Genomic DNA, 13,835 nt, shown 5'->3' with positions numbered 1-13,835 from the left:
AGCTCTTTCAGTCGGTCGACGACGTAGACCTCGCCCCGGGGGCCGAGCCGCGCGATGTCGCCGGGAACAGGTGCCCACAACGGGGTGGGACGGGTGGCGCGCCGTCAGGCGCTGAGGCGGGCGATCGCCTCGTCGACCGTCAGTTCCTCGCGCTCGCCCGTGCGGCGGTCCTTCAGTTCCAGGACGCCCTCCGCCGAGCGGCGGCCGGCGACCAGGATCTTCGGGACGCCGATCAGCTCCGCGTCGGTGAACTTCACGCCCGGGGAGACGCCCGCGCGGTCGTCGACCAGGACCCGCAGGCCCGCGTCCTTGAGCTTCTCGGAGACCTCCAGGGCCAGCTCGGTCTGGAGGGCCTTGCCGGCCGCGACGACGTGGACGTCGGCGGGGGCGACCTCGGCCGGCCAGCACAGGCCCTTGTCGTCGGCGTGCTGCTCGGCCAGGGCGGCGACGGCGCGCGAGACGCCGATGCCGTACGAGCCCATGGTCACGCGGACCGGCTTGCCGTTCTGCCCGAGGACGTCGAGCTGGAAGGCGTCGGCGTACTTGCGGCCGAGCTGGAAGATGTGGCCGATCTCGATCGCGCGGTCCATCTTCAGGCCGGTGCCGCAGTTCGGGCAGGGGTCGTTCTCCTCGACCACGACGACGTCGAGGTAGTCGTCGACCTGGAAGTCGCGGCCCGCGACGACGTTCTTCGCGTGCGTGTCGGCCTTGTTCGCGCCGGTGATCCAGGCGGTGCCGGGGGCGATCCGCGGGTCGGCGATGAAGCGGACCTTGTCGAGGCCCTGCGGGCCGACGTAGCCGCGTACCAGGTCGGGGCGGCCCTCGAAGTCCTCGGCGGTGACCAGCTCGACCACGGCCGGGGCCAGGTGGTCCTCCAGCTTGCCGAGGTCGACCTCGCGGTCGCCGGGCACGCCGACGCCGACGATCTCGCCGTCGACCTTGACCAGCAGGTTCTTCAGCGTGGCGGAGGCCGGGACGCCGAGGTGCTGGGCGAGGGACTCGATGGTCGGGGTGTCGGGGGTGTCCAGCTCCTCGACCGGGCCGATCGCGGAGCCGTCCACCGCCTCGGCCTTGAAGGTCACGGCCTCGGTGTTGGCGGCGTACTCGCAGTTCGGGCAGTACACGAACGTGTCCTCGCCGGCCGCGGCCGGGGCGAGGAACTCCTCGGAGGCCGAGCCGCCCATGGCGCCGGAGATCGCGGAGACGATCTTGTGGTCGAGACCGAGACGGTCGAAGATCTTGATGTACGCCTGGCGGTGCAGCGCGTACGACTCGGCCAGGCCCTCGTCCGTGGTGTCGAAGGAGTACGAGTCCTTCATCTGGAACTCGCGGCCGCGCAGGATGCCCGAGCGGGGACGCGCCTCGTCGCGGTACTTCGTCTGGATCTGGTAGAGGATCACCGGCAGGTCCTTGTAGGACGTGCACTGGTCCTTGACCAGCTGGGTGAAGATCTCCTCGTGCGTCGGGCCGAGGAGGTAGTCGCCGCCCTTGCGGTCCTGGAGGCGGAACAGCTCGGGTCCGTACTCCTCCCAGCGGCCGGAGGCCTCGTAGGGCTCCTTGGGCAGCAGCGCGGGCAGCAGGACCTCCTGCGCGCCGATCGCGTCCATCTCCTCGCGCACCACGCGGGAGACGTTCTCCAGGACCTTCATGCCGAGCGGCAGCCAGGACCAGATGCCCGCGGCGTTGCGGCGGACGTAACCGGCGCGGACGAGCAGCTTGTGGCTGAGCGTCTCGGCGTCCGCCGGGTCGTCGCGCAGTGTCTTGACCATCAACCGGGACATGCGCTGGACCTGGGCCATGGGGAACTCTCCTGCGGATAAAAGTGTGATGGCTAGGAGGTTAGCCGGGCGGCCCGCGCGGGCGGAAATCAGTTCCGCTCCGGCGCCTTCCTCCGCAGGGGCAGCGGGGCGCCCATCACGGCGTACGGGCGGGGCGCGGTGGGGAAGTGCACCCGCCGGGCGAGGTCGGTGTAGCCGAGGGCCCGGTACAGGGCGCGGGCGGGGCTCTCGGTGTCGATGGCGGAGAGGATGGAGCGGGGCTGTTCGGCCTGGTCGGTGATGGTGGTGATCAGCGCCCGGCCCACTCCCCGCCCCTGGTGGGAGGGGTGGACATGGAGTTCGGTGATGACGAAGGAGTCGTCGAGCCAGTCCACGGTGCCGGTGGCGCGGAGATACGGCTCCACGACGCCGGACCACCAGTGGGCGCGGTCGTTGGGCATCCCGTACACGAAACCGACGAGGCGGCCGGAGGCGGTGGTGGCGCCGTAGGCGCGGGCGCCGGGGTTGAGCAGATGGCGCAGCACGATATGGCGTCGTACGACGATCTCGTCCTCGCTCAGGCCGAAGGCGAGCGCCTGCACGGCGAGGGCGTCGTCCACCCGAGCGGCGAGATTGACCGGTCCGATCGTGACGTCAGCGTCATCCATGCGCGCACCCTACAAGTCGGTCCTCGGCCTCAGAACAGCACGCTCATGAAGGCGCCGACCTCGCGGAAGCCGACGCGTCGGTACGCCGCTCTGGCGGGGGTGTTGTAGTCGTTGACGTACAGGCTGACGATCGGGGCGACGTCGGCGAGGGCGTAGCGCAGGACGGCGGCCATGCCGGTCTCGGAGAGGCCCTTGCCGCGGTGTTCCGGGGCGACCCAGACGCCCTGGATCTGGCAGGCCTGGCGGGTGGCGGCGCCGATCTCCGCCTTGAAGACGACCCTGCCGTCCTCCACGCGGGCGAAGGAGCGTCCGGAGCCGACGAGTTCGGCGACGCGGGCCTGGTAGAGCAGTCCGCCGTCGCCGGCCATGGGCGAGATCCCGACCTCCTCGGTGAACATGGCCACGCACGCGGGCATGATCACGTCCATCTCGTCCTTGCGGACGCGGCGGACGAAGGGGTCGGGCTCGACGGTGGCGGAGGGTTCCTCGGTGACCATCAGCGGCTGGTGCGGGCGGACGTCGCGGGCGGGCCCCCAGCCGGGTTCCAGGAGCCGCCAGAGCTGGGCGGTGGGTTCGGCGGGGCCGACGATGGAGGAGCAGCGGCGGCCGGTCCTGCGGGCCCGGTCGGCGAAGGCGCGGACGGCCTCGGGGGTGGCGCAGATGGGGACGAGGTTGGCGCCGGAGTAGCACAGGGAGCGCAGCCGCCCGTCGGTGTACCAGCCCCACATCTCGCCACCGAGGCGCCAGGGGTCGAGTCCGGCCGCCTGGACGCGCGCCGCGACGAAGGCGTTCTCGACGGGGGCGCTCTCCAGGACCGCGAGCGCGGCGCCGAGGTCGGCGGGTTCGAGGACCCGGGTGGTGGTCTGCGTCAACACGAGGGGGCCTCACCATACGGTCTGCTGGTCTCCGCACTGTACCTGGCGCGTCGGTGAGGTGTCGGGTGAGCGGACGGACGGGTACGGCGAAACCCCGCGGCACGGGGTGCGGCGGGGCTTCGTGACGTACGTACGGGAGAATGCGAGGCGGTCAGCCGACGGCGACGACCTCGGGCTCGCCGCTCATCACGCCGTCCTTCTCCATCTGCTCGGCGATCTTCATCGCCTCCTCGATGAGGGTCTCGACGATCTTCGACTCGGGGACGGTCTTGATGACCTCGCCCTTGACGAAGATCTGGCCCTTGCCGTTGCCGGAGGCGACGCCGAGGTCGGCCTCGCGGGCCTCGCCGGGGCCGTTGACAACGCAGCCCATGACGGCGACGCGCAGCGGGACCTCCATGCCCTCCAGGCCCGCGGTGACCTCTTCGGCGAGCTTGTAGACGTCGACCTGGGCCCGGCCGCAGGACGGGCAGGAGACGATCTCCAGGCGGCGCTGGCGCAGGTTGAGCGACTCCAGGATCTGGATGCCGACCTTGATCTCCTCCGCCGGGGGCGCCGACAGCGAGACGCGGATGGTGTCGCCGATGCCCTCGGCGAGCAGCGCGCCGAAGGCGACGGCGGACTTGATGGTGCCCTGGAAGGCGGGGCCGGCCTCGGTGACGCCGAGGTGCAGCGGGTAGTCGCACTGGGCGGCGAGCTGGCGGTAGGCGTTGACCATGACGACCGGGTCGTTGTGCTTGACCGAGATCTTGATGTCGCGGAAGCCGTGCTCCTCGAAGAGGGACGCCTCCCACAGGGCGGACTCGACCAGCGCCTCGGGGGTGGCCTTGCCGTACTTCTTCAGCAGACGGGCGTCGAGCGAGCCGGCGTTGACGCCGATCCGGATCGGGGTGCCGGCCTCGGAGGCCGCCTTGGCGATCTCCTTGACCTTGTCGTCGAACTGCTTGATGTTGCCCGGGTTGACGCGGACGGCGGCGCAGCCGGCGTCGATGGCGGCGAAGACGTACTTCGGCTGGAAGTGGATGTCGGCGATCACCGGGATCTGCGACTTCTTCGCGATGACCGCGAGCGCGTCGGCGTCGTCCTGCGTCGGGCAGGCCACGCGGACGATCTGACAGCCGGAGGCGGTCAGCTCGGCGATCTGCTGCAGCGTCGCGCCGATGTCGGAGGTACGGGTGGTGGTCATCGACTGCACCGAAACGGGCGCGTCGCCGCCGACGGCCACGGAACCGACCTGGATCTGGCGGCTCTTGCGCCGCTCGGCGAGCCTGGTCGGAACGGACGGGATACCGAGAGAAATCGCGGTCATCAGCTGTGCAACCCCAAGGTGTGGCCAAGATGCGGATCGAGATCCCGTACGTCGGCGGGCTCAGGTCTTCGAGGTTACCGCCCCGGGGGTGTGCGGCCGGACACCACCGGGGTCCGGCCGCCCGTGCATCACGTCAGCTTCACCGGATTGACGATGTCGGCGGCGAGGACGAGCAGCGTGAAGCAGATGAAGACGCCCGCCACCACGTAGGCGGCCGGCATCAGCTTGGCCACGTCGAACGGGCCGGGGTCGGGCCGGCGGAAGATCCGCGCGGTGTGGCGTCGTACCGACTCCCACAGGGCGCCGGCGATGTGCCCGCCGTCGAGGGGAAGCAGCGGCAGCATGTTGAACAGGAACAGCGAGACGTTGAACATCACCAGAACGTTCATGAACATCACGAGGATCCGCTCCGGCGGCGCCTCGACGGTCATCAGCTCGCCGGTGAGCCGGGCCGCGCCCACGACGCCGACCGGGGAGTCCGCGGCGCGTTCGCCGTCGGCGAAGGTGGCGTCCCACAGCGCGGGGATCTTGCTGGGCAGGGCGATCACGGACTCCGCGCCGGTCTGCAGCAGGTCCGTCATGCGGGTCGTGGTCTCGCCGAAGGTGAGGGGCATCACCTCGGTCTTCGAGGCGAAGCCCAGGTATCCGGCCTTGACGTAGGCGGGCGGGTTGACGACCCGGCCGTCCGCGTCCTTCTTCAGCACCTGGTTGGCGACGAGGGTGGGGTGCAGGTCGAGGCGCCGACCGTCGCGCTCGACGGTCAGGGTGGCGGGGCCGATGGTGTCGCGGATGTGGTCGGAGAGGGTGTTCCAGTCGCTGACGGGCGTGCCGTTGAAGGCAACGATCTTGTCGCCCTCCTTGAGGCCCGCCGCGTGGGCCGGGGAGACCGGGTCGCCCGTGCCGCAGGTGTCGCGCTTCTCACTCTGCTCGATGACGCACTTCTGGACGCCGGCGACCTTGGTGGTCTGGCCCTCGATGCCGAGCACCATCATGCTGCCGAAGAAGAGCACGACGGCCAGGACCAGGTTCATGAACGGTCCGGCGAACATCACGATGACGCGCTTCCACGGCTTGCGCGTGTAGAAGAGCCGGTTCTCGTCGCCGGGCTGGAGCTCCTCGAAGGAGGCCTCCCGGGCGTCCTCGATCATCGAGCGCCAGGGGGAGGTGGAGCGGGCCTCCACCCGGCCGTCCTTGCCGGGCGGGAACATGCCGATCATGCGGATGTAGCCGCCGGCCGGGATGGCCTTGATGCCGTACTCCGTCTCGCCCTTCCGCTTCGACCAGAGGGTGGGGCCGAAGCCGACCATGTACTGGGGCACGCGGATGCCGAAGAGCTTGGCCGTGGAGAGGTGGCCGAGCTCGTGCCAGGCGATGGAGACGAGCAGCCCCAACGCGAACAGCACGATGCCGAGGACGTAGAGAAGTGCGGTCATGCGCGTGCCTCCGCGGTTGCCTTCGCTGCCAGTTCCCGGGCCCGGGCACGGGCCCAGGTCTCCGCTTCCAGGACGTCCGCCACCGTGAGCGAGGTTCCCCGGGCGGGGGTGCCGTGTTCGGTGACGACCGCGGTGACCGTATCCATGATTCCGTTGAACGGCAGCCTTCCGGCGAGGAACGCCTCGACGCACTCCTCGTTCGCCGCGTTGAAGACGGCCGGGGCGGTGCCGCCGAGCGTGCCGACGTGCCGGGCGAGCCCGACGGACGGGAAGGCCTCGGTGTCGAGCGGGAAGAACTCCCAGGTGGAGGCCGTGGACCAGTCGAAGGCGGGGGCCGCGTCGGGGACGCGCTCGGGCCAGCCGATGCCGATGGCGATCGGGCCGCGCATGTCGGGCGGGGTGGCCTGGGCGAGGGTGGAGCCGTCGGTGAACTCGACCATCGAGTGGACGTACGACTGGGGGTGCACGACGACCTCGATGCGGTCGAAGGGGATGTCGTAGAGGAGGTGCGCCTCGATGACCTCCAGGCCCTTGTTGACGAGGGTGGCGCTGTTGACCGTGATGACGGGGCCCATCGCCCAGGTGGGGTGGGCGAGCGCGTCCTCGCGGGTGACGTGCGCCAGCTCGTCGCGCGTACGGCCGCGGAAGGGGCCGCCGGAGGCGGTGACGACCAGTTTGCGGACGTCGGCGCGGGTGCCGGCGGCGAGCGCCTGGAAGAGGGCGGCGTGCTCGGAGTCGACCGGGATGATCTGGCCGGGCTTGGCCCGCTCCTTGACCAGCGGGCCGCCGACGATCAGCGACTCCTTGTTGGCGAGGGCGAGGGTGCGGCCGGCTTCGAGGGCGGCGAGCGTGGGCGCCAGGCCGATGGAGCCGGTGATGCCGTTGAGCACCGTGTGACAGGGGGAGGCGGCCACCTCGGTGGCGGCGTCCGGGCCCGCGAGGATCTCGGGCAGGGGCTCGGAGCCGTACCGGCGCATCAGCACGTCCCTGAGTTCCGGCACCACGTCCTCGCGGGCGACGGCGACCGTGGCGACCCGCAGCCGGTGCGCCTGCTCGGCGAGCAGCCCGACCCGGCCGCCGGACGCGGCGAGGGCGGTGACCCGGAAGCGGTCGGGGTTGCGCAGGACCAGGTCGATGGCCTGGGTGCCGATGGATCCGGTGGAGCCGAGGACGACGATGTCCCGGCGGCCTTCGGCTGGATCGAAGGCGATATGCGGATCGGCGAGAGGAGAGGGGCGGTCGCTCATGCCCCCCATTCTTGCCGCAAAGAGCGGGCGGCCTTCACGGGGTGCGGGTGAACGCCTCGAAGACGTGGTGGAAGCCGGGGAAGGTCTTCCGTACGCAGCCGGGGTCGTCGAAGGTGATCCCCGGGGTGCGCAGGGCCGTGACGGCGAAGGACATGACGATGCGATGGTCGCCGTGGGTGGCGATCTCGACGCCGGTTCCGGCCGGGGTTCCGGGCCGGATCTCGATCCAGTCGGGGCCGGTGGCGACGTCGATGCCGAGGCGGCGGAGGTTCTCGGCACAGGCGTCGAGGCGGTCGCACTCCTTGACGCGGGTGTTGGCGACGTCCTCGATGCGGACCGGTCCGTCGGCGAAGGGCGCGAGGGCGGCCAGGGTCGGCATGGTGTCGGAGATGTCCCGCATGTTGACCGTGAGGCCGCGCAGGGTGCCGGTGCCGCGGACGGTGGTGCCGGTCCCGGTGATCTCGACGGCGGCGCCCATCCGGCGCAGGACGTCGACGAAGGCGAGGTCGCCCTGGAGGGCGCCGGTGCCGAGGCCGGGGACGGTGACGGTACGGCCGGATTCGAGAGCGGCGGCGGCGAAGAAGTAGCTGGAGGTGGAGGCGTCGGGCTCGATCGCGTACGTGGTGGCCCGGTAGCCGGTGGGGGCGACGGTGTACGTGCGGCCCTCCCGGGTGATGTGCGCGCCGAAGGCCCGCATCATCGCGAGGGTGATCTCGACGTACGGCTCCGAGACCAGGTCGGTGACGGTGATGGTGAGGCCCTCGGCGGTGAGGGGGCCGAGCATCAGCAGCGCGGTGAGGTACTGGGAGGACTGGCCGGCGTCGAGGGTGAGCGCCCCGCCCCTGATGCCGTGGGCGGTGACCGTGAGGGGGTGGTGGCCCTCGTTCTCCTCGTGGCGGAGGTCCACGCCGAGGGTGCGCAGGGCGGTGGTGAGCGGGCCGAGGGGGCGGCGGCGCATCTGGGGGGAGGCGTCGAAGCGGAAGGTGCCGTGCGCTCCGGCGGCGGCGAGGGTGGGCAGGAAGCGGGCGGTGGTGGCGCCGTCCCGGCAGTAGACGTCTGCGCCTTCCACGGCCGGCCCTTCGGGCCGTCCCTCGATGTGCCAGGCCCCCGGCTCCTGGCCGACCTCGTAACCGAGGGCCTTGAGCCCCTCGGCGAAGCCCTCGGTGTCGTCGGAGACGAGGGGCCGCAGGAGAGTGGTGTTCCCGCGCGCGGCGGCGGCGAGGAAGAGGGCGCGTGCGGTGACGGACTTGGAGCCGGGGATGTCGATGACGGTCACGGGCGCCATGGTGCCGTGGCGCGGGGCGCCCTCGCGGCGCCGTCCGCCCCGTGGACGCCGGGGGCGCGGCGGCTGGCGGCGCGGGTGGGCACACCCCGAGGCCGGTACCTCGGCCGGGGGCCTTGTGCGCAGGGCCCCCGGTAAGCGCACGGGGGCCGTGGGTTGTGCCCACCCGTCCCGCGGGACGATTGCCCACAACGGTCAGCGGGTCGGGGGGACGCCCCCCGGACTGCCGCCGTCAGGGGATCTTGCGGTGGACGTTCTCCTTCGTCGACGGGCCCGGCGGAGTGTCCGCGATCCAGGGACCGTCGTCGCTCGCGTCGACGACCCCCGCCTCCAGCCACTCGTACGCGCCCGCCAGCACACCCTCCACCACCCGTCGGTCCAGCTCGTCCGTGTTGGACCACAGGCGGCCGAAGAGCTCCTCCACCCGCAGCCGCGACTGACGGCAGAACACGTCCGCGAGCTGGTACGCCTCGCGGCCGTGGTCGTCCGTCGACCGAAGCGACTCCGCCCGTACGCACGCCGCGCTCATCGCGAAGAGCTCCGCGCCGATGTCCACGATCCGGCCGAGGAACGCCTGCTTCAGTTCCATCCGCCCCTGCCACCGGGACATGGCGTAGAACGTCGACCGGGCCAGCTTCCGCGACGTCCGCTCGACGTACCGCAGATGGGTGGCGAGGTCGCCGAACTCCCGGTAGGCGCCCGGCACCTGCCCCTGCCCGGCGACGAGCTTCGGCAGCCAGCGGGCGTAGAACCCACCCGCTCGCGCGCCCGCCCGCGCCTTGTCGGAGAGGGACTTCTCGGGGTCGATGATGTCGCCCGCGACGGCGAGGTGCGCGTCCACCGCCTCACGGGCGATGAGCAGATGCATGATCTCGGTCGAGCCCTCGAAGATCCGGTTGATCCGCAGGTCGCGCAGGAGTTGCTCGGCCGGTACCGCCCGCTCGCCCCGGGCCGCCAGCGAGTCCGCCGTCTCGTAGCCGCGCCCGCCCCGGATCTGGACCAGCTCGTCGGCGATGAGGCAGCCCATCTCGGAGCCGTAGAGCTTGGCGAGAGCCGCCTCGATGCGGATGTCGTTGCGGTCCTCGTCGGCCATCTGCGAGGCCAGGTCGACGACGGCCTCCAGGGCGAACGTGGTCGCCGCGATGAAGGAGATCTTGGTGCCCACGGCCTCGTGGCGGGCGACGGGCTTGCCCCACTGCTCGCGTACGGCGGACCACTCCCGGGCGATCTTCAGCGACCACTTGCCCGCGCCGACGCACATCGCGGGAAGCGAGAGGCGGCCGGTGTTCAGGGTCGTCAGGGCGATCTTGAGGCCGGCGCCCTCCGGTCCGATGCGGTTCGCGGCGGGTACCCGGACGGCATGGAAGCGGGTGACGCCGTTCTCCAGGCCGCGCAGGCCCATGAAGGCGTTGCGGTGCTCGACGGTGACGCCGGGCGAGTCCGCCTCGACGACGAAGGCGGTGATGCCGCCCTTGTGGCCGTCGGACTTCGGGACGCGGGCCATGACGACGAGCAGGTCGGCGACGACGCCGTTGGTCGTCCAGAGCTTCACCCCGTCCAGGACGTAGGTGTCGTCGCCGTCCGGCACGGCGGTCGTGGCGAGCCGGGCCGGGTCGGACCCCACATCGGGCTCGGTCAGCAGGAAGGCCGAGATGTCGGTGCGGGCGAGGCGCGGCAGGAAGGTGTCCTTCTGCTCCGGCGTGCCGAAGATTTTCAGCGGCTGCGGTACGCCGATCGACTGATGGGCCGAGAGCAGAGCGCCGATCGCGGGGCTCGCGGATCCGACGAGAGCGAGGGCGCGGTTGTAGTACACCTGGGTGAGGCCGAGCCCGCCGTACTTCGGGTCGATCTTCATGCCGAGCGCGCCGAGTTCCTTGAGGCCGGAGACGACCTCGTCGGGGATGCGGGCCTCGCGTTCGATCAGCCGGCCGTCGATGCGCGTCTCGCAGAAGTCCCGCAGCTTGGCGAGGAAGGCCTCGCCGCGCCGTACGTCCTCCTCGGAGGGGAGGGGGTGCGGGTGGATGAGGTCCAGCCGGAAGCGGCCGAGGAAGAGCTCCTTGGCGAAGCTGGGTTTGCGCCAGTCCTGCTCGCGCGCGGCCTCGGCTACCTGCCGCGCTTCTCGTTCCGTGACCTTGGGCCTCTGGGTGGGTGCGGACATACGGAGCTCACCTCGCCGCTCATCGGGGGCTCGTGGGGCTTGTGGCTACCCGTCCGTAGTACCCGATTTCGCAGCGTAGGGAAACAGGAGAAGACGGCCGGAGCCCCCGCACAGTGGGCTCCGGCCGTCGGTCTTCGGTCCGTACGGGTGGTGTACGGGTTACAGCGCGAGGCCCGTCAGGACCAGGACGCGCTCGTAGGTGTAGTCGTCCATGGCGTACTTGACGCCCTCGCGGCCCACGCCGGACTGCTTGACGCCGCCGTACGGCATCTGGTCGGCGCGGTAGGACGGGACGTCGCCGACGACCACGCCGCCGACCTCCAGCGCGCGGTGGGCGCGGAAGGCGGTCTGCAGGTCGTGGGTGAAGACGCCGGCCTGGAGGCCGAACTTGGAGTTGTTGACCTCGGCGAAGGCCTCGGCCTCGCCGTCGACCTTCTTGAGGGTGAGCACCGGTCCGAAGACCTCCTCGCAGGCCAGGGTGGTGCCGGCCGGCAGGTCGGCGAGCACGGTCGGGGCGTAGGTCGCGCCGTCGCGCTTGCCGCCGGTGAGGAGGGTCGCACCGTCGTTCACGGCCTCGTCCACCCAGGACTCGACGCGCTTGGCCGCGTCCTCGCTGACCAGCGGGCCGACGTCGGTGGTGTCGTCCGACGGGTCGCCGGTGCCCTGCGCCTCGACGGCGGCGACGATCTTCGGGACGAGCCGGTCGTAGACCGACGCGTCGGCGATCACGCGCTGCACGGAGATGCAGGACTGGCCGCCCTGGTAGTTGGAGAAGGTGGCGATACGGGTCGCCGCCCAGTCCAGGTCCGCCTCGGAGGCCCAGTCGCCGAGGACGACGGCCGCGGCGTTGCCGCCCAGCTCCAGCGTGCAGTGCTTGTGGGGCACGGACTGCTGGATGGCGTAACCGACCTTGTCGGAGCCGGTGAAGGAGATGACGGGGAGGCGCTCGTCCTGGACGAGGGCGGGCATCCGGTCGTTCGGGACGGTCAGGACGGACCAGGAACCGGCCGGCAGGTCGGTCTCGGCCAGCAGCTCGCCCAGGATCAGGGACGAGATGGGGGTGGCCGGGGCCGGCTTGAGGATGATCGGGGCGCCGACGGCGATGGCCGGGGCGACCTTGTGGGCGCTGAGGTTCAGCGGGAAGTTGAACGGCGCGATGCCGAGGACGACACCCTTGGGCATACGGCGGGTGAGGGCCAGCCGGCCGACGCCGCCGGCGTCGGTGTCGAGGCGCTGGGCCTCGCCGCCGTTGAACCGGCGGGCCTCCTCCGCGGCGAAGCGGAAGACGGAGACGGCGCGGCCGACCTCGCCACGCGCCCACTTGATGGGCTTGCCGTTCTCGGCGGAGATCAGCTGGGCGATCTCCTCGGTGCGCTCGGCAAGACGCTTCGATACGTGGTCGAGGGCGGCGGCGCGCACGTGCGCCGGGGTGGCGGCGAACTCGTCGACGACGGCGTGCGCGGCGGCGACGGCCTCCTCGACCTGGGCCTCGGTGGGAACGCTCACCTTGCCGACGAGACGACCGTCCCAGGGGGAGGTGACGTCGAAGGTGGCCTCGCCGGTGGCCTCGCGGCCGGCGAGCCAGAAGGCGTGGGTGGCAGTCATTGCGTCCCGGCCCTTTCGTATCGGTGGGTGTCGTGCCGTCAGTGGGGGTCGCTGACGTGTCTGCGTGCCACGTTAGGGCCGAGGGGGCGGCGCGTCGTTTGTCCGCTGTGGAGTGGTGAGGGGTGGCGGCCCTGACGGTTTGGCGGAAGAGGGCGGGCTACGACCTTCGCTCGGTGGAGACGATGAGGCAGACACCCGCGACGACGATGCCGCCGCCGAGGGCGATCGGCCAGGTCAGGGCCTCGTTGAGAACGAGGGCGCCGAGGAGGACGGCGACGACGGGGTTGACGTAGGCGTAGGTGGCGGCGAGGGACAGCGGTGCGCTCTGGAGCAGCCAGGCGTAGGCCGTGAACCCGATCAGCGAACCGAAGAGGACGAGGTAGGCGAGCGCGACCCAGGAGCGGGTGGAGAGGGCGGACAGGTCGAGGCCGTGCTGTTCGCCACGGATCAGGCCGACGGCGATGCCGCCGAGACCGCCGGCGATCATCTCGTACGCGCTGGCGGTGAAGGGGTTGGACGGCATCGGGATCCGGCCGGAGGAGAACGACCCGATGGACCACAGCAGCGCGGCGAGGATCACGAGGAGGACGCCGCCGAGGTGGACGTCGCCGCTGAGGCCGGGGAGCGTGAGCACGGCGAGGCCGGCGAGGCCGAGGAGTACGCCGAGCACGGCGGACGCGCCGGGGCGCTCGCCGGACGCGGCCCGCAGCAGGACGACCCAGGCGGGCACGACGGCGATGAGCAGGGCGGCGAGGCCGGAGGGGACGGAGGTCTCGGCGAGCACGACGAGGCCGTTGCCGCCGAGGATCAGCAGCAGGCCGACGACGACGGCCGAGGCGAGCTGCTTGCGGGTCACCTTCAGAGCGGCGGGACCCCGCCGCCAGGCGATGAGCCCGGCGAGGATCAGCCCGGCGGTGACGAAGCGGGCGCCGGCGGAGAGGAACGGCGGCATCGTCTCGACGACGATCCGGATGCCGAGGTACGTGGACCCCCAGACGACGTACACGATCCCGAGGGCGGCCCACACGGCACCGGAGATCCGGCGTGGCGTACGGGCGGGGGTGCCGCGGGGGTCGGGGGCGGACGTCTGGACCTCGGAGGCCGGATCGACGGCGGGGCTTGGCATGATCAGGAGACTAGGGAATCACGGACCTGATGACCAAGGAATTTGCCCGTGATCGGGCAGCCGGGCGGGGTTTCGGCGCGCCGCCGTGAGACAGCGCGACGAGGCGATGCGCTGCGAGACAGGGGAACGCCGCGCCAGGAGAGCCGTCCGGGCCGGAACAGGCCCGAACCGGCACCGCGCGGCCGCGCCGCACGGGCCGTCGCCCGATCGCCAGGCGGCCCGTAAGGCAGCCGCACGCCACCGCGCCACACCGGCCCTCGCCCGCTCACCAGGCACCCCGCAAGGCAGCCGCACGCCACCGCGCCACACCGGCCCTCGCCCGATCGCCAGGCGGCCCGTAAGGCAGCCGAACACGCCACCGCGCCACACCGGCCC

10 protein-coding genes are annotated in these 13,835 nt (G+C 71.6%); all 10 read right to left on the bottom strand.

Annotation, left to right across the window (positions count from 1 at the left end; genetic code table 11):
• Nucleotides 1-104: 104 nt before the first annotated feature.
• Nucleotides 105-1,799: a proline--tRNA ligase gene (locus ABZY12_RS22470; protein ID WP_356892973.1), complete on the bottom strand. Its 1,695-nt coding sequence runs from the start codon at nt 1,797-1,799 to the stop codon at nt 105-107.
• A 68-nt stretch (nt 1,800-1,867) separates the two neighbouring features.
• Entirely contained in the window at nt 1,868-2,425 is a 558-nt protein-coding gene (locus ABZY12_RS22465; protein WP_356892971.1) for a GNAT family N-acetyltransferase, read from the bottom strand.
• A 29-nt stretch (nt 2,426-2,454) separates the two neighbouring features.
• Nucleotides 2,455-3,300 carry a GNAT family N-acetyltransferase gene (locus tag ABZY12_RS22460; protein ID WP_356892969.1) on the bottom strand — a complete coding sequence of 282 codons (846 nt, stop codon included), beginning with the start codon at nt 3,298-3,300 and terminating at the stop codon, nt 2,455-2,457.
• 151 nt (nt 3,301-3,451) lie between these two features.
• On the bottom strand, nt 3,452-4,609 hold the full coding sequence (ispG, locus tag ABZY12_RS22455) for a flavodoxin-dependent (E)-4-hydroxy-3-methylbut-2-enyl-diphosphate synthase (protein WP_356892968.1): 1,158 nt from the start codon (nt 4,607-4,609) through the stop codon (nt 3,452-3,454).
• A 128-nt stretch (nt 4,610-4,737) separates the two neighbouring features.
• Nucleotides 4,738-6,042 (bottom strand): site-2 protease family protein, encoded by a 1,305-nt coding sequence (locus ABZY12_RS22450; protein WP_356892966.1) that lies wholly within the window; start codon nt 6,040-6,042, stop codon nt 4,738-4,740.
• A complete protein-coding gene (gene dxr / locus ABZY12_RS22445) occupies nt 6,039-7,289 on the bottom strand; it encodes a 1-deoxy-D-xylulose-5-phosphate reductoisomerase (RefSeq protein ID WP_356892964.1) in 1,251 nt (416 codons plus the stop codon). The genes ABZY12_RS22450 and dxr overlap by 4 nt, the downstream gene beginning before the upstream one ends.
• A gap of 34 nt (nt 7,290-7,323) precedes the next feature.
• Nucleotides 7,324-8,565, bottom strand: coding sequence for a 3-phosphoshikimate 1-carboxyvinyltransferase (gene aroA, locus ABZY12_RS22440; RefSeq protein WP_356892962.1), 1,242 nt, complete (start codon nt 8,563-8,565; stop codon nt 7,324-7,326).
• Nucleotides 8,566-8,803: 238 nt separating this feature from the next.
• Nucleotides 8,804-10,729, bottom strand: a complete 1,926-nt coding sequence (locus ABZY12_RS22435) for an acyl-CoA dehydrogenase family protein (protein WP_356892960.1) — start codon at nt 10,727-10,729, stop codon at nt 8,804-8,806.
• A gap of 159 nt (nt 10,730-10,888) precedes the next feature.
• On the bottom strand, nt 10,889-12,334 hold the full coding sequence (locus ABZY12_RS22430; RefSeq protein ID WP_356892958.1) for an aldehyde dehydrogenase family protein: 1,446 nt from the start codon (nt 12,332-12,334) through the stop codon (nt 10,889-10,891).
• Nucleotides 12,335-12,491: 157 nt separating this feature from the next.
• Nucleotides 12,492-13,460: an EamA family transporter gene (locus tag ABZY12_RS22425; protein ID WP_356892956.1), complete on the bottom strand. Its 969-nt coding sequence runs from the start codon at nt 13,458-13,460 to the stop codon at nt 12,492-12,494.
• Nucleotides 13,461-13,835 lie beyond the last annotated feature (375 nt).

The sequence above is a fragment of the Streptomyces sp. NPDC006551 genome (assembly GCF_040611675.1).
Taxonomy (GTDB): domain Bacteria; phylum Actinomycetota; class Actinomycetes; order Streptomycetales; family Streptomycetaceae; genus Streptomyces.
Note: the sequence above shows the minus strand (reverse complement) of the source record. Positions and strands in the feature narration are given on the sequence as shown.

Coding starts and splice junctions, on each gene's coding strand:
- ABZY12_RS22465 (WP_356892971.1), bottom strand. CDS start 2,425: ATGGATGACGCTGACGTCACGATCGGACCGGTCAATCTCGCCGCTCGG.
- ABZY12_RS22450 (WP_356892966.1), bottom strand. CDS start 6,042: ATGACCGCACTTCTCTACGTCCTCGGCATCGTGCTGTTCGCGTTGGGG.
- ispG (WP_356892968.1), bottom strand. CDS start 4,609: ATGACCGCGATTTCTCTCGGTATCCCGTCCGTTCCGACCAGGCTCGCC.
- ABZY12_RS22430 (WP_356892958.1), bottom strand. CDS start 12,334: ATGACTGCCACCCACGCCTTCTGGCTCGCCGGCCGCGAGGCCACCGGC.
- ABZY12_RS22425 (WP_356892956.1), bottom strand. CDS start 13,460: ATGCCAAGCCCCGCCGTCGATCCGGCCTCCGAGGTCCAGACGTCCGCC.
- ABZY12_RS22470 (WP_356892973.1), bottom strand. CDS start 1,799: ATGGCCCAGGTCCAGCGCATGTCCCGGTTGATGGTCAAGACACTGCGC.
- ABZY12_RS22435 (WP_356892960.1), bottom strand. CDS start 10,729: ATGTCCGCACCCACCCAGAGGCCCAAGGTCACGGAACGAGAAGCGCGG.
- dxr (WP_356892964.1), bottom strand. CDS start 7,289: ATGAGCGACCGCCCCTCTCCTCTCGCCGATCCGCATATCGCCTTCGAT.